This is a genomic window from Pseudomonas sp. NPDC096917 (genome assembly GCF_044762555.1).
Taxonomy (GTDB): domain Bacteria; phylum Pseudomonadota; class Gammaproteobacteria; order Pseudomonadales; family Pseudomonadaceae; genus Aquipseudomonas.
In genome coordinates this window covers 194155-208102 of record NZ_JBIWEO010000002.1, presented here as the reverse complement: position 1 = coordinate 208102, position 13948 = coordinate 194155, and the positions used below count along the sequence as shown (strand labels likewise).

10 protein-coding genes and 1 pseudogene are annotated in these 13948 nt (G+C 59.3%); 3 read left to right on the top strand and 8 right to left on the bottom strand.

Annotated features, from left to right (window positions below; genetic code table 11):
- Positions 1–48: 48 nt before the first annotated feature.
- Positions 49–328: pseudogene (locus tag ACIQYF_RS03105) on the top strand (EamA family transporter); the annotation flags it as partial.
- A 13-nt stretch (positions 329–341) separates the two neighbouring features.
- Complete coding sequence (locus ACIQYF_RS03100) at positions 342–728, top strand: MAPEG family protein (RefSeq protein WP_402856729.1); 387 nt, start codon at positions 342–344, stop codon at positions 726–728.
- A 129-nt stretch (positions 729–857) separates the two neighbouring features.
- Here ACIQYF_RS03100 and mdtD read toward each other — a convergent pair whose 3' ends face one another.
- The 6 genes from mdtD to betI all read right to left on the bottom strand — a co-directional run bounded on the left by mdtD (position 858) and on the right by betI (position 9483).
- Positions 858–2288, bottom strand: coding sequence for a multidrug transporter subunit MdtD (mdtD, locus tag ACIQYF_RS03095; RefSeq protein ID WP_402856726.1), 1431 nt, complete (start codon positions 2286–2288; stop codon positions 858–860).
- 138 nt (positions 2289–2426) lie between these two features.
- The gene (locus ACIQYF_RS03090; protein ID WP_402856723.1) at positions 2427–3764 is read right to left on the bottom strand and encodes a TldD/PmbA family protein; all 1338 of its coding nucleotides are present in this window, start codon (positions 3762–3764) and stop codon (positions 2427–2429) included.
- Complete coding sequence (locus ACIQYF_RS03085) at positions 3764–5206, bottom strand: TldD/PmbA family protein (RefSeq protein ID WP_402856720.1); 1443 nt, start codon at positions 5204–5206, stop codon at positions 3764–3766. Before ACIQYF_RS03085 ends, ACIQYF_RS03090 begins: the two co-directional genes overlap by 1 nt.
- A 262-nt stretch (positions 5207–5468) precedes the next feature.
- Complete coding sequence (gene betA / locus ACIQYF_RS03080) at positions 5469–7172, bottom strand: choline dehydrogenase (protein WP_402856717.1); 1704 nt, start codon at positions 7170–7172, stop codon at positions 5469–5471.
- A gap of 135 nt (positions 7173–7307) precedes the next feature.
- Complete coding sequence (gene betB, locus ACIQYF_RS03075; RefSeq protein WP_402856715.1) at positions 7308–8780, bottom strand: betaine-aldehyde dehydrogenase; 1473 nt, start codon at positions 8778–8780, stop codon at positions 7308–7310.
- Positions 8781–8889: 109 nt separating this feature from the next.
- The gene (gene betI / locus ACIQYF_RS03070) at positions 8890–9483 is read right to left on the bottom strand and encodes a transcriptional regulator BetI (RefSeq protein ID WP_402856712.1); all 594 of its coding nucleotides are present in this window, start codon (positions 9481–9483) and stop codon (positions 8890–8892) included.
- A 389-nt stretch (positions 9484–9872) separates the two neighbouring features.
- On the opposite strand from betI, the gene ACIQYF_RS03065 reads away from it, so the two are divergent.
- Positions 9873–11810, top strand: a complete 1938-nt coding sequence (locus ACIQYF_RS03065; protein WP_402857175.1) for a BCCT family transporter — start codon at positions 9873–9875, stop codon at positions 11808–11810.
- Positions 11811–11923: 113 nt separating this feature from the next.
- Here the strand turns inward: ACIQYF_RS03065 and choV are convergent, their stop codons facing one another.
- Entirely contained in the window at positions 11924–13102 is a 1179-nt protein-coding gene (gene choV / locus ACIQYF_RS03060) for a choline ABC transporter ATP-binding protein (protein ID WP_402856709.1), read from the bottom strand.
- Positions 13099–13944, bottom strand: a complete 846-nt coding sequence (choW, locus tag ACIQYF_RS03055) for a choline ABC transporter permease subunit (protein WP_402856706.1) — start codon at positions 13942–13944, stop codon at positions 13099–13101. The genes choV and choW overlap by 4 nt, the downstream gene beginning before the upstream one ends.
- Positions 13945–13948 lie beyond the last annotated feature (4 nt).

Here is a 13948-nt window from a genome sequence, read left to right as displayed (position 1 = left end):
GGAGATAGCGGTGCTGGCAACCACCGTGGTGTTGGTAGCGGCCGTATTGAACGCCTGCCGTGGTCAAGGCTGCCAGTCGTCGTATTGATTGGCCTGTGCATTGGCTGCTATACCTTTCTAGACGGTCAGGCGATCAAGCGGTGGTCGCACCCGTTGGACTACCTGGTATGGCGCACGCAATGGCGTTTGGGTGTAGTGGTGTGTGTGCGTGCCGGCCAGTTACGCGCTGGTGCTGTGGGCCATGCGTTACCTAAAAGAACCTTTTGGGGGTCCGAGGCTCTTAGCCTGTGGGCTGGTGCTGATTGGCATGCTCGTGATGAAACTCTAAAAAGGAAATTCCAATGACCGTTGCCTTCTGGTGTGTACTGATTGCCCTGTTTTTGCCGTACGTGTGTACCGGCATTGCCAAGTTCAGCCAGGGCAAGTTCGGGCCTCGGCAGAACCACGATCCGCGTGCGTTTCTCGACACGCTGGAGGGGTTTGCCAAACGCGCGCACAACGCCCAACTCAACAGCTTTGAAGTGACCCCCGCGTTCGCAGCGGCGGTGATCATCGCCGACATCGTGGGCAACGCCCAGCCTGTGACCATTGACGTACTGGCCGTGCTGTTTATCACCAGCCGCCTGCTGTACATCATCTGCTACCTGGCCGACTGGGCATTGGTGCGATCGATAGTCTGGTTCATCGGCATGGGGCTGATCGTCAGCTTCTTCTTTGTGTCGATGTAAATCCCAGACCGTGTAATGACATCAACTCGCCCACGCATGCTTAACAACAGTGGACAAAAGCGGGTTGACCAGGGGGGGCGAGTCCATACATAGGAGTGAGCTTGCCCCCCGATATTTTGATCTGCTCGATCAGTGGTCCAGCTCATGCTCCGAGTTGGCTTTAGGTTTGCGCCCATCGTGCGGTGACAGTTGCAGGAAAATCGCCGCGGCCAGCATGGCCATCATCCCGACTGTCAGGAAGGTCAGCTGGAACGCCCCCAGCACCGTGTCCACGCCTTCATTGGCGCCGTCCCCGGTAAAGCCCCCCAGCAGGGCACCGGCACACGCCACCCCCAGACTCAGCGACAGTTGCGCCACCACCGACAGCAAGCTGTTGCCGCTGCTGGCGCTGGCGTCATCAAGGTCAATCAGGGTCACGGTGTTCATCGCCGTGAACTGCAAGGAGTTGATGGCCCCCAAAATGGCCAGCATCGCCAGCAGCAGCGGGTATGGCGTCTGCGCGGTAACCAGGCCCATGCTGGCCAGCATGATCCCGAGCGCGAGCGTGTTGCCGGTCAGAATCGTGCGATAGCCCAGGCGCTCGATCAGCGGCCGCGCGACCCACTTGGCCAGCATCGCGGCGGCTGCCAGCGGCAGCATGCTCATCCCGGCTTGCGAGGGTGAATAGCCCAAGGCCACTTGCAGAAGCAACGGCACCAGAAACGGCAGCGCGCCACTGCCCAGGCGGGCGAACAGGTTGCCCAGGATACCCACGGCAAAGGTTTTGGTTTTAAACAGCACCGGAGAGAACAGCGGGTTGCTGATATTGGCTGCGCGCAACCAATACGCCGCCAGGCACGCTAGCCCTGCAAACAGCAGCAACATCACCCGCAGGTGCGGCATGTGCAGCTCGCCCAGGCCCTCCATCGCAATGGTGATAAACACCATGGCCGCGCCAAACAGCACAAAGCCCAAGGCGTCGAAGCGCGTGCGTTCATTGCCGCGCAAGTCCGGGATAAAGTGCCACACGGCCCAGCAACCGAGCACGCCCACCGGCAAGTTGATCAAGAAAATCCAGTGCCAGCTCAGGTACTGCACCATCCAGCCGCCCATGGTCGGGCCGATCAGTGGGCCGAGCAGGCCGGGGATGGTGATAAACCCCATGATGCGCACCAGCTCCGAGCGCGGGTAGGCTTTGAGCACCACCAGGCGCCCGACCGGAATCATCAAGGCACCGCCCAACCCTTGCAGAACCCGCGCTGCGATCAATTCGTTGAGGGTGCTGGACAAGGCGCAAAACAGCGATCCGATGCTGAATAGCAGAATGGCGCTGAAGAAGATCTTTTTGGTGCCGAAGCGGTCAGCGATCCAGCCCGAAGCCGGGATCAGCAAGGCCACCGTGAGCATGTACGCCACGATCACCCCCTGCATGCGCAGCGGGTTTTCTTTAAGGTCGCGGGCCATGTCGGGGAGCGCGGTATTCAGGATGGTGCCGTCGAGCGACTGCATGAAGAAGGCGATGGCCACCACCCACGGTAACCAGCGTAAAGTTTCAGGCGTGAGAACCGGGCGTACGGGCATAGAACCTCTTGTTTGTGATCAACCAAAAAACCTGTGAGGGGGCTTGCTTTGCGATGCAGACAACCCGGTTTGTCTGCTTCACCGTGCCGCTGTCATCGCAAGCAAGCCCGCGCCCACACTGTAGAGTGATAGTGCCTCTTACAGCGTTAACGTGAGCTTTTTAACCAGCGCACCCGGCAGCAGGTTCGACGCGGTCTGGCGCTGGTCGTAAGTGCTGGCCGACAACAGCAGCTCACGGTCTGCGGTCAGCGCTTCAAGCTGCGAACCCAGCAGGCTGTACACGCTGTCATCAAACCGCATGGTATTGACCGGCGCCTTGATCTCGCCGTCTTCAACCCAGAAGGTGGCGAAGCGAGTCATGCCCGTGAGGCGCGCTGCTGGTTGGTCAGAATAGTTCAAATACCACAGGTTGCTGATGTACAGACCTGTGCCCAGTTGCTTCAGAATATCGGCCTGCGCCAGGGTTCCTGCGGCCATTGCCAGTGCGCTGGGTGCTTCACCGCAAAGGGCGCCGTTGACCTTGAGTCCATACTCGGCCGCGCTGCGCGAACCCACCAATTGCTGATGGGCCTTGCCCTGTTTAACCAGCGACAAATCCTGTCGCGGATACCCTTCGCCCGAAAACGCCGGGCTCAAGGATTGGCTCACCTGTTCGTCCAGTGACACCAGCGGGCTCAATGCGGCATCACCGGCGTAGAGCTTTTGCAGCGGGCTGTATTTGCTGGCCAAGGCCTGCGCCGAGAAACCGCCCCAGCACAGCATGCTCATCACTTCTTCCAACGCTGCGGGCGCCAGGTAGGCACGGTACTCGCCGGGGGCGAGCACGTGCGCCGGGCGGTCCAGAAACGCCAATTGCTCGCGGGCCAGTTGCATGCGCTGGGCGAACCGTTCGCTGTTCCAGTTGGCTCCGGCGTAGCTGGCTTTCACCGCTTGGCCGTTGCTGTGAAACAGGCTCCAGTCAAAGTTGAAGCTGTTGGCCTGATGCCAGCCAAACGCGCCTTCAGAGCTGGCATAGCCATAGCTGATCGGGCCGCTGGCGTAGAACCCGACCAGGTCGGCACCTTTGGCCTCACGGCGGATGTCATCAAGCACTTGAGCGGTGTCTGGCAACGGATCGGCCTGCACGTTGTGGCTGTGCCATGGCTCGGGGTTAAGCAGTAAATACGGGTCGGCCGGCAGCAGCGCCAAGGTGTCACGCAGTTGTTTCAAGGCGTCGGCCAAGCGCTGCTGATCGACAGCGGGCGCACCTGCCAGCGTGACGCGGACGCTGGCATGCCGACCGTCGTTAATCAGCTTGAGGGCCAGGCTTGCTTGTTGCACCTGTCCGGCCTGGCGCACCTTGCCCTTGTTGAAACGGATAAATTCAGAGGCTTCAGCGTCGTAGCCCAGGGTGAATTGCTCAGGGCTTTGAATCGCGTCCCGCAGCCACGCGACCAACCCTTGGAACTGCTCGGCCTGACTCAATGGGGTACTCATCAGGCATCACCTCCAAACACATCAATGTCACTGAACACACAGGCCGGGGACGCATGGCCCACGCGGATCACCTGGTTCGGTTCGCCCTTGCCGCAGTTGGGTGTGCCCAGCACTTTGAAGGTGCTGGCGTCGCCCACGGCGCTGAGGTTGCGCCAGAACTGTTCGGAAATACCCCGGTAGTTGGGGTTTTTGACCACGCCCTTGAGCTCGCCGTTCTCGATCAACTGGCCCCATTCGCAACCGAACTGGAACTTGTTGCGCGCATCGTCAATCGACCACGAGCGGTTGTTGGCCATCAAAATGCCGTTTTCGATGCCGCCAATCATCTGCGCCAGCGATTGATCACCGGGCTCGATGTTGAGGTTGGCCATGCGGTCAATCGGTGCGCGGTTCCAGCTGCATGCGCGGCTGTTGGCAACGCCTTCGAGGCCGGCACGGAACTGCGACAGCGCACCGCCCAGCGGGCGCAGCAGTAACCCTTCGCGAATCAGAAACGCTTTGTGCGCCGGGGTGCCGTCATCGTCAAAGCGATAGCTGGCGAGTTGCTCCGGGATAGTGGGGTCGAAGGTCACGTTGAGCAATGTGGAGCCGTATTGCAGGTGGCCGAAATCGCTGGTTTTAACGAAACTGGTGCCCGCGTAATTGCGCTCGTCACCCAGAATGCGGTCCAGCTCCAGCGGGTGGCCGATGGACTCGTGGATTTGCAGAATCATCTGGTCGGGCATCAGCAGCAGGTCGCGCTTGCCTTGCGGGGTGTTGGGCGCGAGCAACAGTTGCAGTGCCTGATCGGCGACGGTGGGGGCCGCGCCGATCAACCCGCTGCGCCGGATCGCATCAAAACCACCTTGTTGGCCAAAGTTCTCGCGGCCCAGGCTGCGGCTTTGGCTGTCGTTGCCGTCATAGGCGGTGACGCTGATGCCGGGGAATACAAAACGCTGGGCCTGACGCAACTCGGCGCCTGCACTGTTCAGGTAAATCTGTTCGACGTTATTAAGGCCGAGCGAGACCTCCCAACTCACCAGTCGCTGATCTTTGGGCACCGAGGCTGATTCTGCGCCCAGCAGTTCATAGCACTCGCTCAGCGACGGGAAGGCCTGATCAAGATCGGGTGAAAAGTAATCGGACTGGGCGCTGGAGACCGCCTCCTGGCTCAGATCGAGCAGCGCATGGTCGGCAATCAGGTGAGCTTGGGCTTCGGCGCGTTCGAGGGCGGCTTGCAGTCCGGCTTGCGACAGGTCATTGGTCGCCGCGTAGGCTTCAATCCCCTTGAGTCGCACCGTCAGCATCGCGCCTTGGTCGTGCCTGAATGACGGCGGCTCTGCGACATTCTTGCGCACCGACAGGTATTGCCCGGACTCGCGTACATAGCGCAGCGAAAAGAACTCGGCCCGGGTGCGCAGCGCGGCAAAGCGCTGTCTGAGCTGAGGGTAAAAATCGAACATGCACGGACCTCCGAAAGCGGGAAATCGACTGGCGATTGGAACTCATGCAGGCGCTGCCGAAGGCTGGGATCTTGCGGGTATCAAGCTAAAAAGATCGCAGCCTTCGGCAGCTCCCACGGGGAATGCGGGCAGTAAGGCGCGAAACGAGGCTCTAGAGTAGGCCTGCGTAGAGGTGGGGGCAAGCGCAGGGAAGATGAAATACGCGGACCCGTGCGTGCGATCTTTTAAAAGATCGCACGCTCGCTCCTACATTGTGGCGGGGTTATTGCGCGGTACGGCTCACGTCACGCAGTGGCTTGCCACGTACTGGCGCGTCACCTGCGACGTAGTAGTCGGCGGTGCTGCGCGGTAATGGCTGGCGGCCACGGATCTTGTCGGCGATTTTCTCGGCGATCATGATCGTCGGTGCGTTCAAGTTACCCGTGGTGATCAACGGCATGATCGAGGCATCGACCACACGCAGACCCTGCATGCCATGCACGCGACCTTCTCCGTCAACCACGGCCATCTCGTCGGTGCCCATTTTGCACGAGCAAGACGGGTGGAACGCGGTCTCGGCGTGTTCACGGATAAACGTGTCCAGCTCTTCGTCGGTCTGTTTGTCGATACCGGGGCTGATTTCGCGGCCACGGAACGCATCCAGCGCAGGCTGTTGCATGATTTCACGGGTCAGGCGGATACCATCACGGAATTCTTGCCAGTCTTGCTCGGTGGACATGTAGTTGAACAGGATGCTCGGGTACTCACGCGGGTCCTTGGACTTCACGTTGACCCGGCCACGGCTTGGCGAGCGCATGGAGCCCATGTGCGCCTGGAAACCGTGCTCTTTCACGCCATTGCTGCCGTTGTAGTTAATCGCGACGGGCAAGAAGTGGTACTGAATGTTCGGCCAGTCGAAATGCTCGCGGGTGCGGATAAAACCACCGGCTTCGAACTGGTTGCTGGCGCCGATGCCTTTGCCCATGAACAGCCACTCGGCGCCAATCGCCGGCTGGTTCCACCACAGCAATGACGGGTACAGCGACACGGGCTGGGTGCACGCGTATTGCAGGTACAGCTCAAGGTGGTCTTGCAGGTTTTGGCCTACGCCCGGCAGGTCATGCACCACCGGGATGTCAAGGCTTTCCAGCAGCTCGGCCGGGCCAACGCCGGAGCGTTGCAGCACGGTTGGTGAACCGATGGCGCCACTGCACAGCAGCACTTCTTTGCGCGCCTTGGCTTCAATGCGTACATGGTTGTCGCCGATCATGTAGCGCACGCCGACCGCACGCTTGCCTTCAAACACAATCTTGTCGGTGAGGGCATGCGTGACGATGGTCAGGGTCGAGCGCTGCTTGGCCGTGTCCAGATAACCGCGAGCGGTGCTGGCGCGGCGGCCGTTCGGCGTCACGGTACGGTCCATCGGGCCGAAGCCTTCTTGCTGGTAGCCGTTCAAGTCTTCGGTGCGCGGGTAACCGGCTTGCACGCCTGCTTCAACCATGGCGTGGAACAGCACGTTGTTGCCGGCTTTTGGTGTGGTCACGCTGACCGGGCCATCGCCACCGTGGTAGTCGTTAGGGCCGATGTCGCGGGTTTCGGCCTTGCGGAAATACGGCAGGCAGTCCAGGTAAGACCAGTCTTCCAGGCCCGGGTTTTTCGCCCATCCGTCGTAGTCCAGCGCGTTGCCACGGATGTAGCACATGCCGTTGATCAGCGAAGAGCCGCCCAGGCCCTTGCCACGGCCGCACTCCATGCGACGGCCGTCCATGTGCGGCTCCGGGTCGGTTTCAAATGCCCAGTTGTAGCGACGGCCTTGCAGCGGGAACGCCAGTGCTGCGGGCATCTGAGTACGGAAGTCGAAACGGTAGTCCGGGCCGCCTGCTTCAAGCAGCAGTACGGTGACGCCTTGGTCTTCAGTCAGACGGGCCGCCAGGGTGTTACCGGCAGAGCCGGCACCAATGATGATGTAGTCGAATTCTTGGGACATTAAATGCACCCTCTTGTAAAAAAGAAGCCTGTAGTCGCTGCCGAAGGGTTGCGGAGCAACCCGTTTTCTTGAAGTCTCCAAGGACCTCATCGCAGCCTTCGGCAGCGCCCGCGGGTAAGCGGTCAGACGCTCGGTTTAGAACACCGAAACGTAATCGCCCAGCTCGACCTGTACCGATTTGATCTGGGTGTACTGCGCCAGCGAGCTGATGCCGTTCTCACGGCCAATCCCCGACTGCTTATAGCCGCCGACCGGCATTTTTGCGTCGGACTCGCCCCACGCGTTGATCCAGCAGATACCCGCTTGCAGCTGATGAATCACGCGGTGCGCGCGGTTCAGGTCTTTGGTCACAACACCCGCGGCCAAGCCGAACTCGGTGTCGTTGGCGCGACGGATCACTTCTTCTTCGCTGTCATACGTGAGGATGCTCATCACGGGGCCAAAGATTTCTTCTTTGACGATGGTCATCTCATCGGTGCAGTCACTGAACACGGTCGGTGCCACGTAGGCACCTTGAGCCAGCGCGCCTTCGGTCAGGCGTTCGCCGCCGCACAGCAGGCGGGCGCCTTCTTCCTTACCTTTGGCAATGTAGCCCAGCACGCTTTCCATGTGAGCAAAGCTGACCAGCGGGCCGAAGTTGGTGTTTTCGTCTTCCGGGTTGCCGATGCGGATGCGTGCAACACGCTCCAGAATCTTGGCTTCAAAGGCGGCTTTGAGCGCAGTCGGGATGAACACGCGGGTGCCGTTGGTGCACACCTGGCCCGAGCTGTAGAAGTTGGCCATCATCGCGGTATCCGCCGCGCGGTCCAGGTCGGCGTCGTCAAAAATGATCAGTGGCGACTTGCCGCCCAGTTCCATGGTGACTTCCTTCAGGGAAGAGCTGGTGGCGCTGGAGGTTACTTTTTTGCCGGTGTCGGTGCCGCCGGTGAACGAGATTTTCTCGATGCGCGGGTGCTCGGTCAGCCAAGTGCCGACTTCACGGCCGCTGCCGGTCAGTACGTTGAACACGCCGTCTGGCAGACCGGCTTCGGTGAAGATTTCCGCCAGTTTCAACGTGCTCAGTGACGTGACTTCGCTTGGCTTGAAGATCATCGCGTTCCCGGCCGCCAGCGCCGGGGCGGATTTCCACAAAGCGATCTGGATCGGGTAGTTCCACGCGCCGATACCGGCGACCACGCCCAGCGGCTCGCGGCGTGTGTAAACGAAAGAGGTGGTGCGCAGCGGAATTTGCTCGCCTTCGATGGCGGGCGCCAGGCCTGCGTAGTATTCCAGCACGTCGGCGCCGGTGACGATGTCGACGTAACGGGTTTCGGAGTATGACTTGCCGGTGTCCAGGGTTTCCAGGGCGGCCAGCTCATCGTTGCGTTCACGCAGAATCTCAACGGCGCGTCGCAGAATGCGTGAACGCTCCATCGACGTCATGGCGGCCCAGATTTTCTGGCCTTTTTCAGCGCTGACAACGGCGCGCTCAACGTCTTCTTTGGTCGCACGTTGCACTTGAGCGAGGACTTCGCCATTAGCCGGGTTGATGGCATCGAAAGTAGCGTCGCTACCGGCGTCGGTGTAACCGCCGTCGATGTAGAGTTTTTGCAGTTCGAAACGGGCCATAAAATCCTCGCAAGTGCAGACAAGTGGTTGGCGTTAATCGTGAGTCGGGGGCCATCTAGTTGTGGCACCGCAGATTCACGACAGTTCAGGGTTAAGCGTTAATTGGGGCCTAACTCACCTGTTTCGCCAGTTGTAGATCCATGTATTCGTAGCAGATGCGTTGTGCCTGCTCGGTGTCGAAAGCGTCTCCCGACAGGGCACCTCGCAACCATAGACCATCGATAAGGGCTGCCAGGCCTCGTGCGGCATTGCGGGCTTCAGCCAGCGGCAGTGCTCGACGGAACTGGCAGCACAGATTGGAGTACAGACGGTGGTCGTTGATGCGCTGCAATCTGTGCAACGACGGTTGGTGCATGCTGGCTGCCCAAAAAGCCAGCCAGGTTTTCATTGCCGGGCCACTGACCTGGCTGGCGTCAAAGTTGCCTTCAACGATCACCTGTAAGTGCGCCCTTGGGCTGTCGTCCTCGAGCGCTTGGCGGCGCTCGCTGACGTTATCGATCAATACGTTCATCAAGTACCGCATGGTGGCGGCAATCAAACCGTTCTTGTCACGAAAGTAGTGACTGATGATGCCGTTCGACACGCCGGCCAAACGGGCGATCAGCGCAATGCTGGCATCTGCCATCCCGACCTGATCAACCGCCGTTAACGTGGCTTCGATCAACTGCTGGCGGCGTATGGGTTGCATACCGACCTTGGGCATTTTGTCCATCTCCTTGGGCCGGCGAGCAGTGCATAACGATCACTGAACGACGGCCAGTCTATTTTGTTTTGATTGAACGTTCAATCAACAAAGAATAAGCTCTGCGACAATTCGTCGCGATTTGTGGTTTTTTTCCTACAAGTGAACGGCGAAAAACGACCCGTTAAATGCCTCTGGATCCTCGCATCTGTAGGAGCGAGCTCAGGGAGAGGCAGGGGTCCGGTTTTTAGCGGTGTCTTTATATCACTCGACCGTTAGTCGCTATGTAATCGATTGGTCGAGTGGTGCGTTGCCTTAAGTCCTTGTGTCGCACTGCCTGGAGCACCCGTGCAATGAGTTCTGCCTCCCTAATAAAGACCCCGCCGCAAAAGGTGACGGTCAACGGTTGGGTGTTCTACACCTCCACCGCCTTGATATTGCTGTTGACTGCCATTTTGATCGCGGCCCCCGAAGACGCCGGCCGCATTCTGGGCATTGCCCAAGAATGGCTGTCGCGCAGCTTCGGCTGGTACTACATGGTGGTGATCGCCGCTTACCTGATTTTTGTCGTGGGCCTGGCGTTTTCGTCCTACGGCAAATTGAAACTGGGCACCAAGCAAGACACGCCTGACTTCAGCTATGGCGCCTGGGCCGGGATGCTGTTCTCGTCCGGCATTGGTATCTCCTTGCTGTACTTCGGCGCGTCCGAGCCGCTGGACCACTACTTCAATCCGCCAGAAGGCGTGTCAGCCAGCCATGAAGCGGCGCGTCAGGCGTTGCAACTGACCTTTCTGCACTGGGGCCTGCACGGCTGGGCGATCTACGCACTGGTCGGTTTGGCCGTGGCCTACTTTGCCTACCGTCACAACCAGCCGCTGGCGTTGCGTTCGGCGCTGTACCCGCTGATGGGGGAGCGATGGGTCAAAGGCGCTGCGGGCCATGCAGTCGACGGCTTCGGCATGTTCGTGACTTTGTTGGGGCTGGTGACCAACCTGGGCATTGGTTCGATGCAAGTGTCGTCGGGGCTGGAAAACCTGTTCGGTATGCAGCACAGCAACACCAACTTGCTGATCGTGATCATCGTGATGAGCACCGTGGCGACCATCGCGGCGGTCTCGGGTGTTGAAAACGGCATTCGCCGCCTGTCCAACCTGAACATCGTACTGTTCAGTGGCTTGCTGATTTTCGTACTGTTGTTCGGCCCGACCTTACACCTGCTCAACGGCTTTGTGCAAAACACCGGTGACTACCTTAACGGCATCATCATGAAAACCTTCGACCTGTACGTGTACGAAGGCGACACCCGCAAAACCGAAGGCTGGCTGGGCTTGTGGACCTTGTTCTACTGGGCCTGGTGGATTTCCTGGGCCCCATTCGTGGGCATGTTCATCGCCCGTATTTCGCGTGGTCGCACCGTGCGTGAACTGGTCGCGGGTGTGTTGTTGATTCCGCTGGGCTTCACCTTGGCGTGGTTGTCGATTTTCGGTAACTCGGCCTTGGACCTGGTGGTTAACCAAGGGGCGGTAGAGCTGGGTAAAACGGCACTTGAGCAACCCTCGATGGCGATTTACCAACTGCTTGAGCACTACCCGGCGTCGAAAATCGTGATTGGCGTGTCGATCTTTGTCGGTTTCGTACTGTTTCTGACGCCGGCGGATTCCGGCGCGGTGATGATGGCCAACCTGTCGTGTAAAGGCGGCGATGTGGATGAAGATGCACCGCACTGGTTGCGTATTTTCTGGTCGGTGGTCATTACCCTGGTGACCATTGGTTTGTTGTTTGCCGGCAACTTTGCGGCCATGCAAACCATGGTAGTGCTGGCAGGCCTGCCGTTCTCGGTGGTGCTGGTACTGTTCATGTTTGGCCTGCACAAAGCCATGCGCCAAGACACCCTGGTTGAGCAGGAACAAGCCGAGCTGGCGGCCCGTGGTCGTCGTGGTTTCAGCGAGCGTTTGACCGCCCAGGACCTGCAACCGACCCAAGCGGTGGTGCAGCGCTTTATGGACAAACACGTGACCCCGGCCCTGGAAGAAGCCGCCGTGCTTCTGCGCAGCCAAGGGCTGAAAGTACAAACCCTGTTGGGCAGCGCCAAGCGTTGCATGGGCGTGCGTGTCGAGATGGAAGAAGGCAACCCGTTTGTCTACGAAGTCAGCCTGGACGGCTACCTGGCCGCGCCGAGCGAGTCTGGCCAGGACGAAGTGCGCAGTCGTTACTACCGGGCTGAGGTGTACTTGCACAACGGCAACCAGGATTACGACCTGATGGGCTTCACCCAAGAGCAAATCAGCCGTGACGTGCTCGACCAGTTCGAAAGCCATCGCCAACTGCTTGGCAGGGTCTATAGCTAACGCAAGACTCGTGTAGTCGCTGCCGCAGGTTGCGAAGGGTTGCGTGGCAACCCGTTTCTTGAAGGCCCTGCGGTCCTTATCGCAGCCTTGGGCAGCGACTACACAGTTAGCAATCAGCCCAAATTCTTGCCCAATAGCGCGTGATACAACTCGGTATCTCCCAAGATACCCACCACTTTCTGATTGTCGTGCAGCACCAGTTTGTTGCCGGTCTGGTAGCGGATTTGCAGCGCGTCACGCATGCCGATATTCGAATCCACCAGGGTCGGTCCACGCCTCAGGGTTTCAACCGATTGCCCGTGCTGCCATTGCTGTAAATCAACCACGCCCGCGCCATTACGCACGCCTTTGATGGTGTTGCCTTCCGCCAGATCAATCCAGGAGTCATCCCCCGGATCAATGCACACAGAACCATTGATGCGTTTGCAGTTGTCCAGCGTGCGCATCAGGCTGCGTCCGCATAACACGTTCATCGGGTTGGTGTGCGCCACAAACGTGCGCACGTAGTCGTCCGCCGGGTTGAGTACGATTTCTTCAGGTTTGCTGTATTGGATAATCTTGCCGTCTTTCATGATGGCGATGCGGCTGCCCAGTTTCAGGGCTTCATCGAGGTCGTGGCTCACGAACACAATGGTCTTGCTCAGCTTGCGTTGCAGCTCCAGCAGCTCGTCTTGCAGGCCCTGACGGATCAGTGGGTCCAGCGCTGAAAAGGGTTCGTCCATCAGTAGAATGTCGGCATCCATCGCCAGCGCCCGCGCCAGGCCTACGCGCTGCTGCATGCCACCGCTCAGCGCGTCCGGCTTTTTATTGCGCCATTGGGTCAGGCCCACCAGCTCCAGTTTTTCGTCTACCAGCGCGCGCCGTTCTTTTTCGGGACGGCCCTGCATTTCCAGGCCAAAGCTGATGTTCTCGCGCACCGTCAGCCACGGCATAAGGGCGAACTTTTGAAACACCATCGCAATGCGCTGGGTGCGCATCATTTTCAGCTCGGCGGGCGTACACGACGCGATGTCGATTTGCTTGCCTTCATGCTCCACATACAAATGGCCGCGGCTTACCGTGTTGAGGCCGTTGATACAGCGCAACAAGCTGGATTTGCCCGAGCCGGACAAGCCCATCAATACACAAATCTCGCCTTTGTCGATGTCCAGGCTGGCTTTTTCAACGCCGACAATCTGCCCGGTTTTTTTCAGAATCTGATCCCGCGAAAGGCCTTGGTCCAGCAGGCTCAACGCCTCACGCGGATCTTTGGCGAAGATAACGTCAACCTGATCGAAGCGAATAATACTCATGCGTCAGCTCCTTTTTTGGCGTCCGGCTGCTTGCAGATCCGGTCGAGCATGATCGCCAGCAACACAATTGCCAGCCCGGCTTCAAAGCCCAGGGCAATGTCGGCAGTGTTCAGTGCGTTGACCACCGGTTTGCCCAAGCCATCAGCGCCCACCAGGGCGGCAATCACCACCATCGACAGCGACAGCATGATGCATTGGGTAATCCCGGCCGCGATGCTCGGCATGGCGTGCGGCAGTTCGATGCGAGTCAGTAACTGGCGGCGCGAACAGCCAAAGGCCTTGCCCGCATCCAGCAGCTCATGGGGTACATCACGAATGCCCAGATAGGTCAGGCGGATCGGCGCGGCAATCGCAAACACCACAGTCGAGATCAGCCCCGGCACCACGCCCAGACCAAACAGGGTCAGGGTCGGGATGAGGTAAACGAAGGTAGGCACGGTCTGCATCAAATCCAGCACCGGGCGCATAAAGGTATAAAACGTAGGCTTGTGCGCGGCGAGAATCCCCAAGGGCACGCCGATGATCACGCAGACAAAGGTGGCAAACAGCACCTGCGCCAGGGTTTCCATGGTCTCTTGCCAATACCCCAGGTTGAGGATCAACAGAAACGACAGCGCGACAAACACCGTGAGCCCCCACTTGCGTTGAATAAAATGCGCAAACAAGGCAATCAACCCGATAAACGCCAACGGGTTGAACCAGGTCAGCGCAAACGTCACGCCGTGAATCATCGCTTCGAGTGTGCTCGCGATGGCGTCGAAGGTGCTGGCCCCGTGTTTGGTCAACCAGTCAACGAAGCCTGCGATGTACTCGCCCAGTGGGATTTTGTGATCGATCAGCATGGTA

What these genes read in the sequence shown, in the direction of transcription:
- ACIQYF_RS03100 (WP_402856729.1), top strand. Translation starts at nt 342, where the DNA reads ATGACCGTTGCCTTCTGGTGTGTACTGATTGCCCTGTTTTTGCCGTAC.
- mdtD (WP_402856726.1), bottom strand. Translation starts at nt 2,288, where the DNA reads ATGCCCGTACGCCCGGTTCTCACGCCTGAAACTTTACGCTGGTTACCG.
- ACIQYF_RS03090 (WP_402856723.1), bottom strand. Translation starts at nt 3,764, where the DNA reads ATGAGTACCCCATTGAGTCAGGCCGAGCAGTTCCAAGGGTTGGTCGCG.
- ACIQYF_RS03085 (WP_402856720.1), bottom strand. Translation starts at nt 5,206, where the DNA reads ATGTTCGATTTTTACCCTCAGCTCAGACAGCGCTTTGCCGCGCTGCGC.
- betA (WP_402856717.1), bottom strand. Translation starts at nt 7,172, where the DNA reads ATGTCCCAAGAATTCGACTACATCATCATTGGTGCCGGCTCTGCCGGT.
- betB (WP_402856715.1), bottom strand. Translation starts at nt 8,780, where the DNA reads ATGGCCCGTTTCGAACTGCAAAAACTCTACATCGACGGCGGTTACACC.
- betI (WP_402856712.1), bottom strand. Translation starts at nt 9,483, where the DNA reads ATGCCCAAGGTCGGTATGCAACCCATACGCCGCCAGCAGTTGATCGAA.
- choV (WP_402856709.1), bottom strand. Translation starts at nt 13,102, where the DNA reads ATGAGTATTATTCGCTTCGATCAGGTTGACGTTATCTTCGCCAAAGAT.
- choW (WP_402856706.1), bottom strand. Translation starts at nt 13,944, where the DNA reads ATGCTGATCGATCACAAAATCCCACTGGGCGAGTACATCGCAGGCTTC.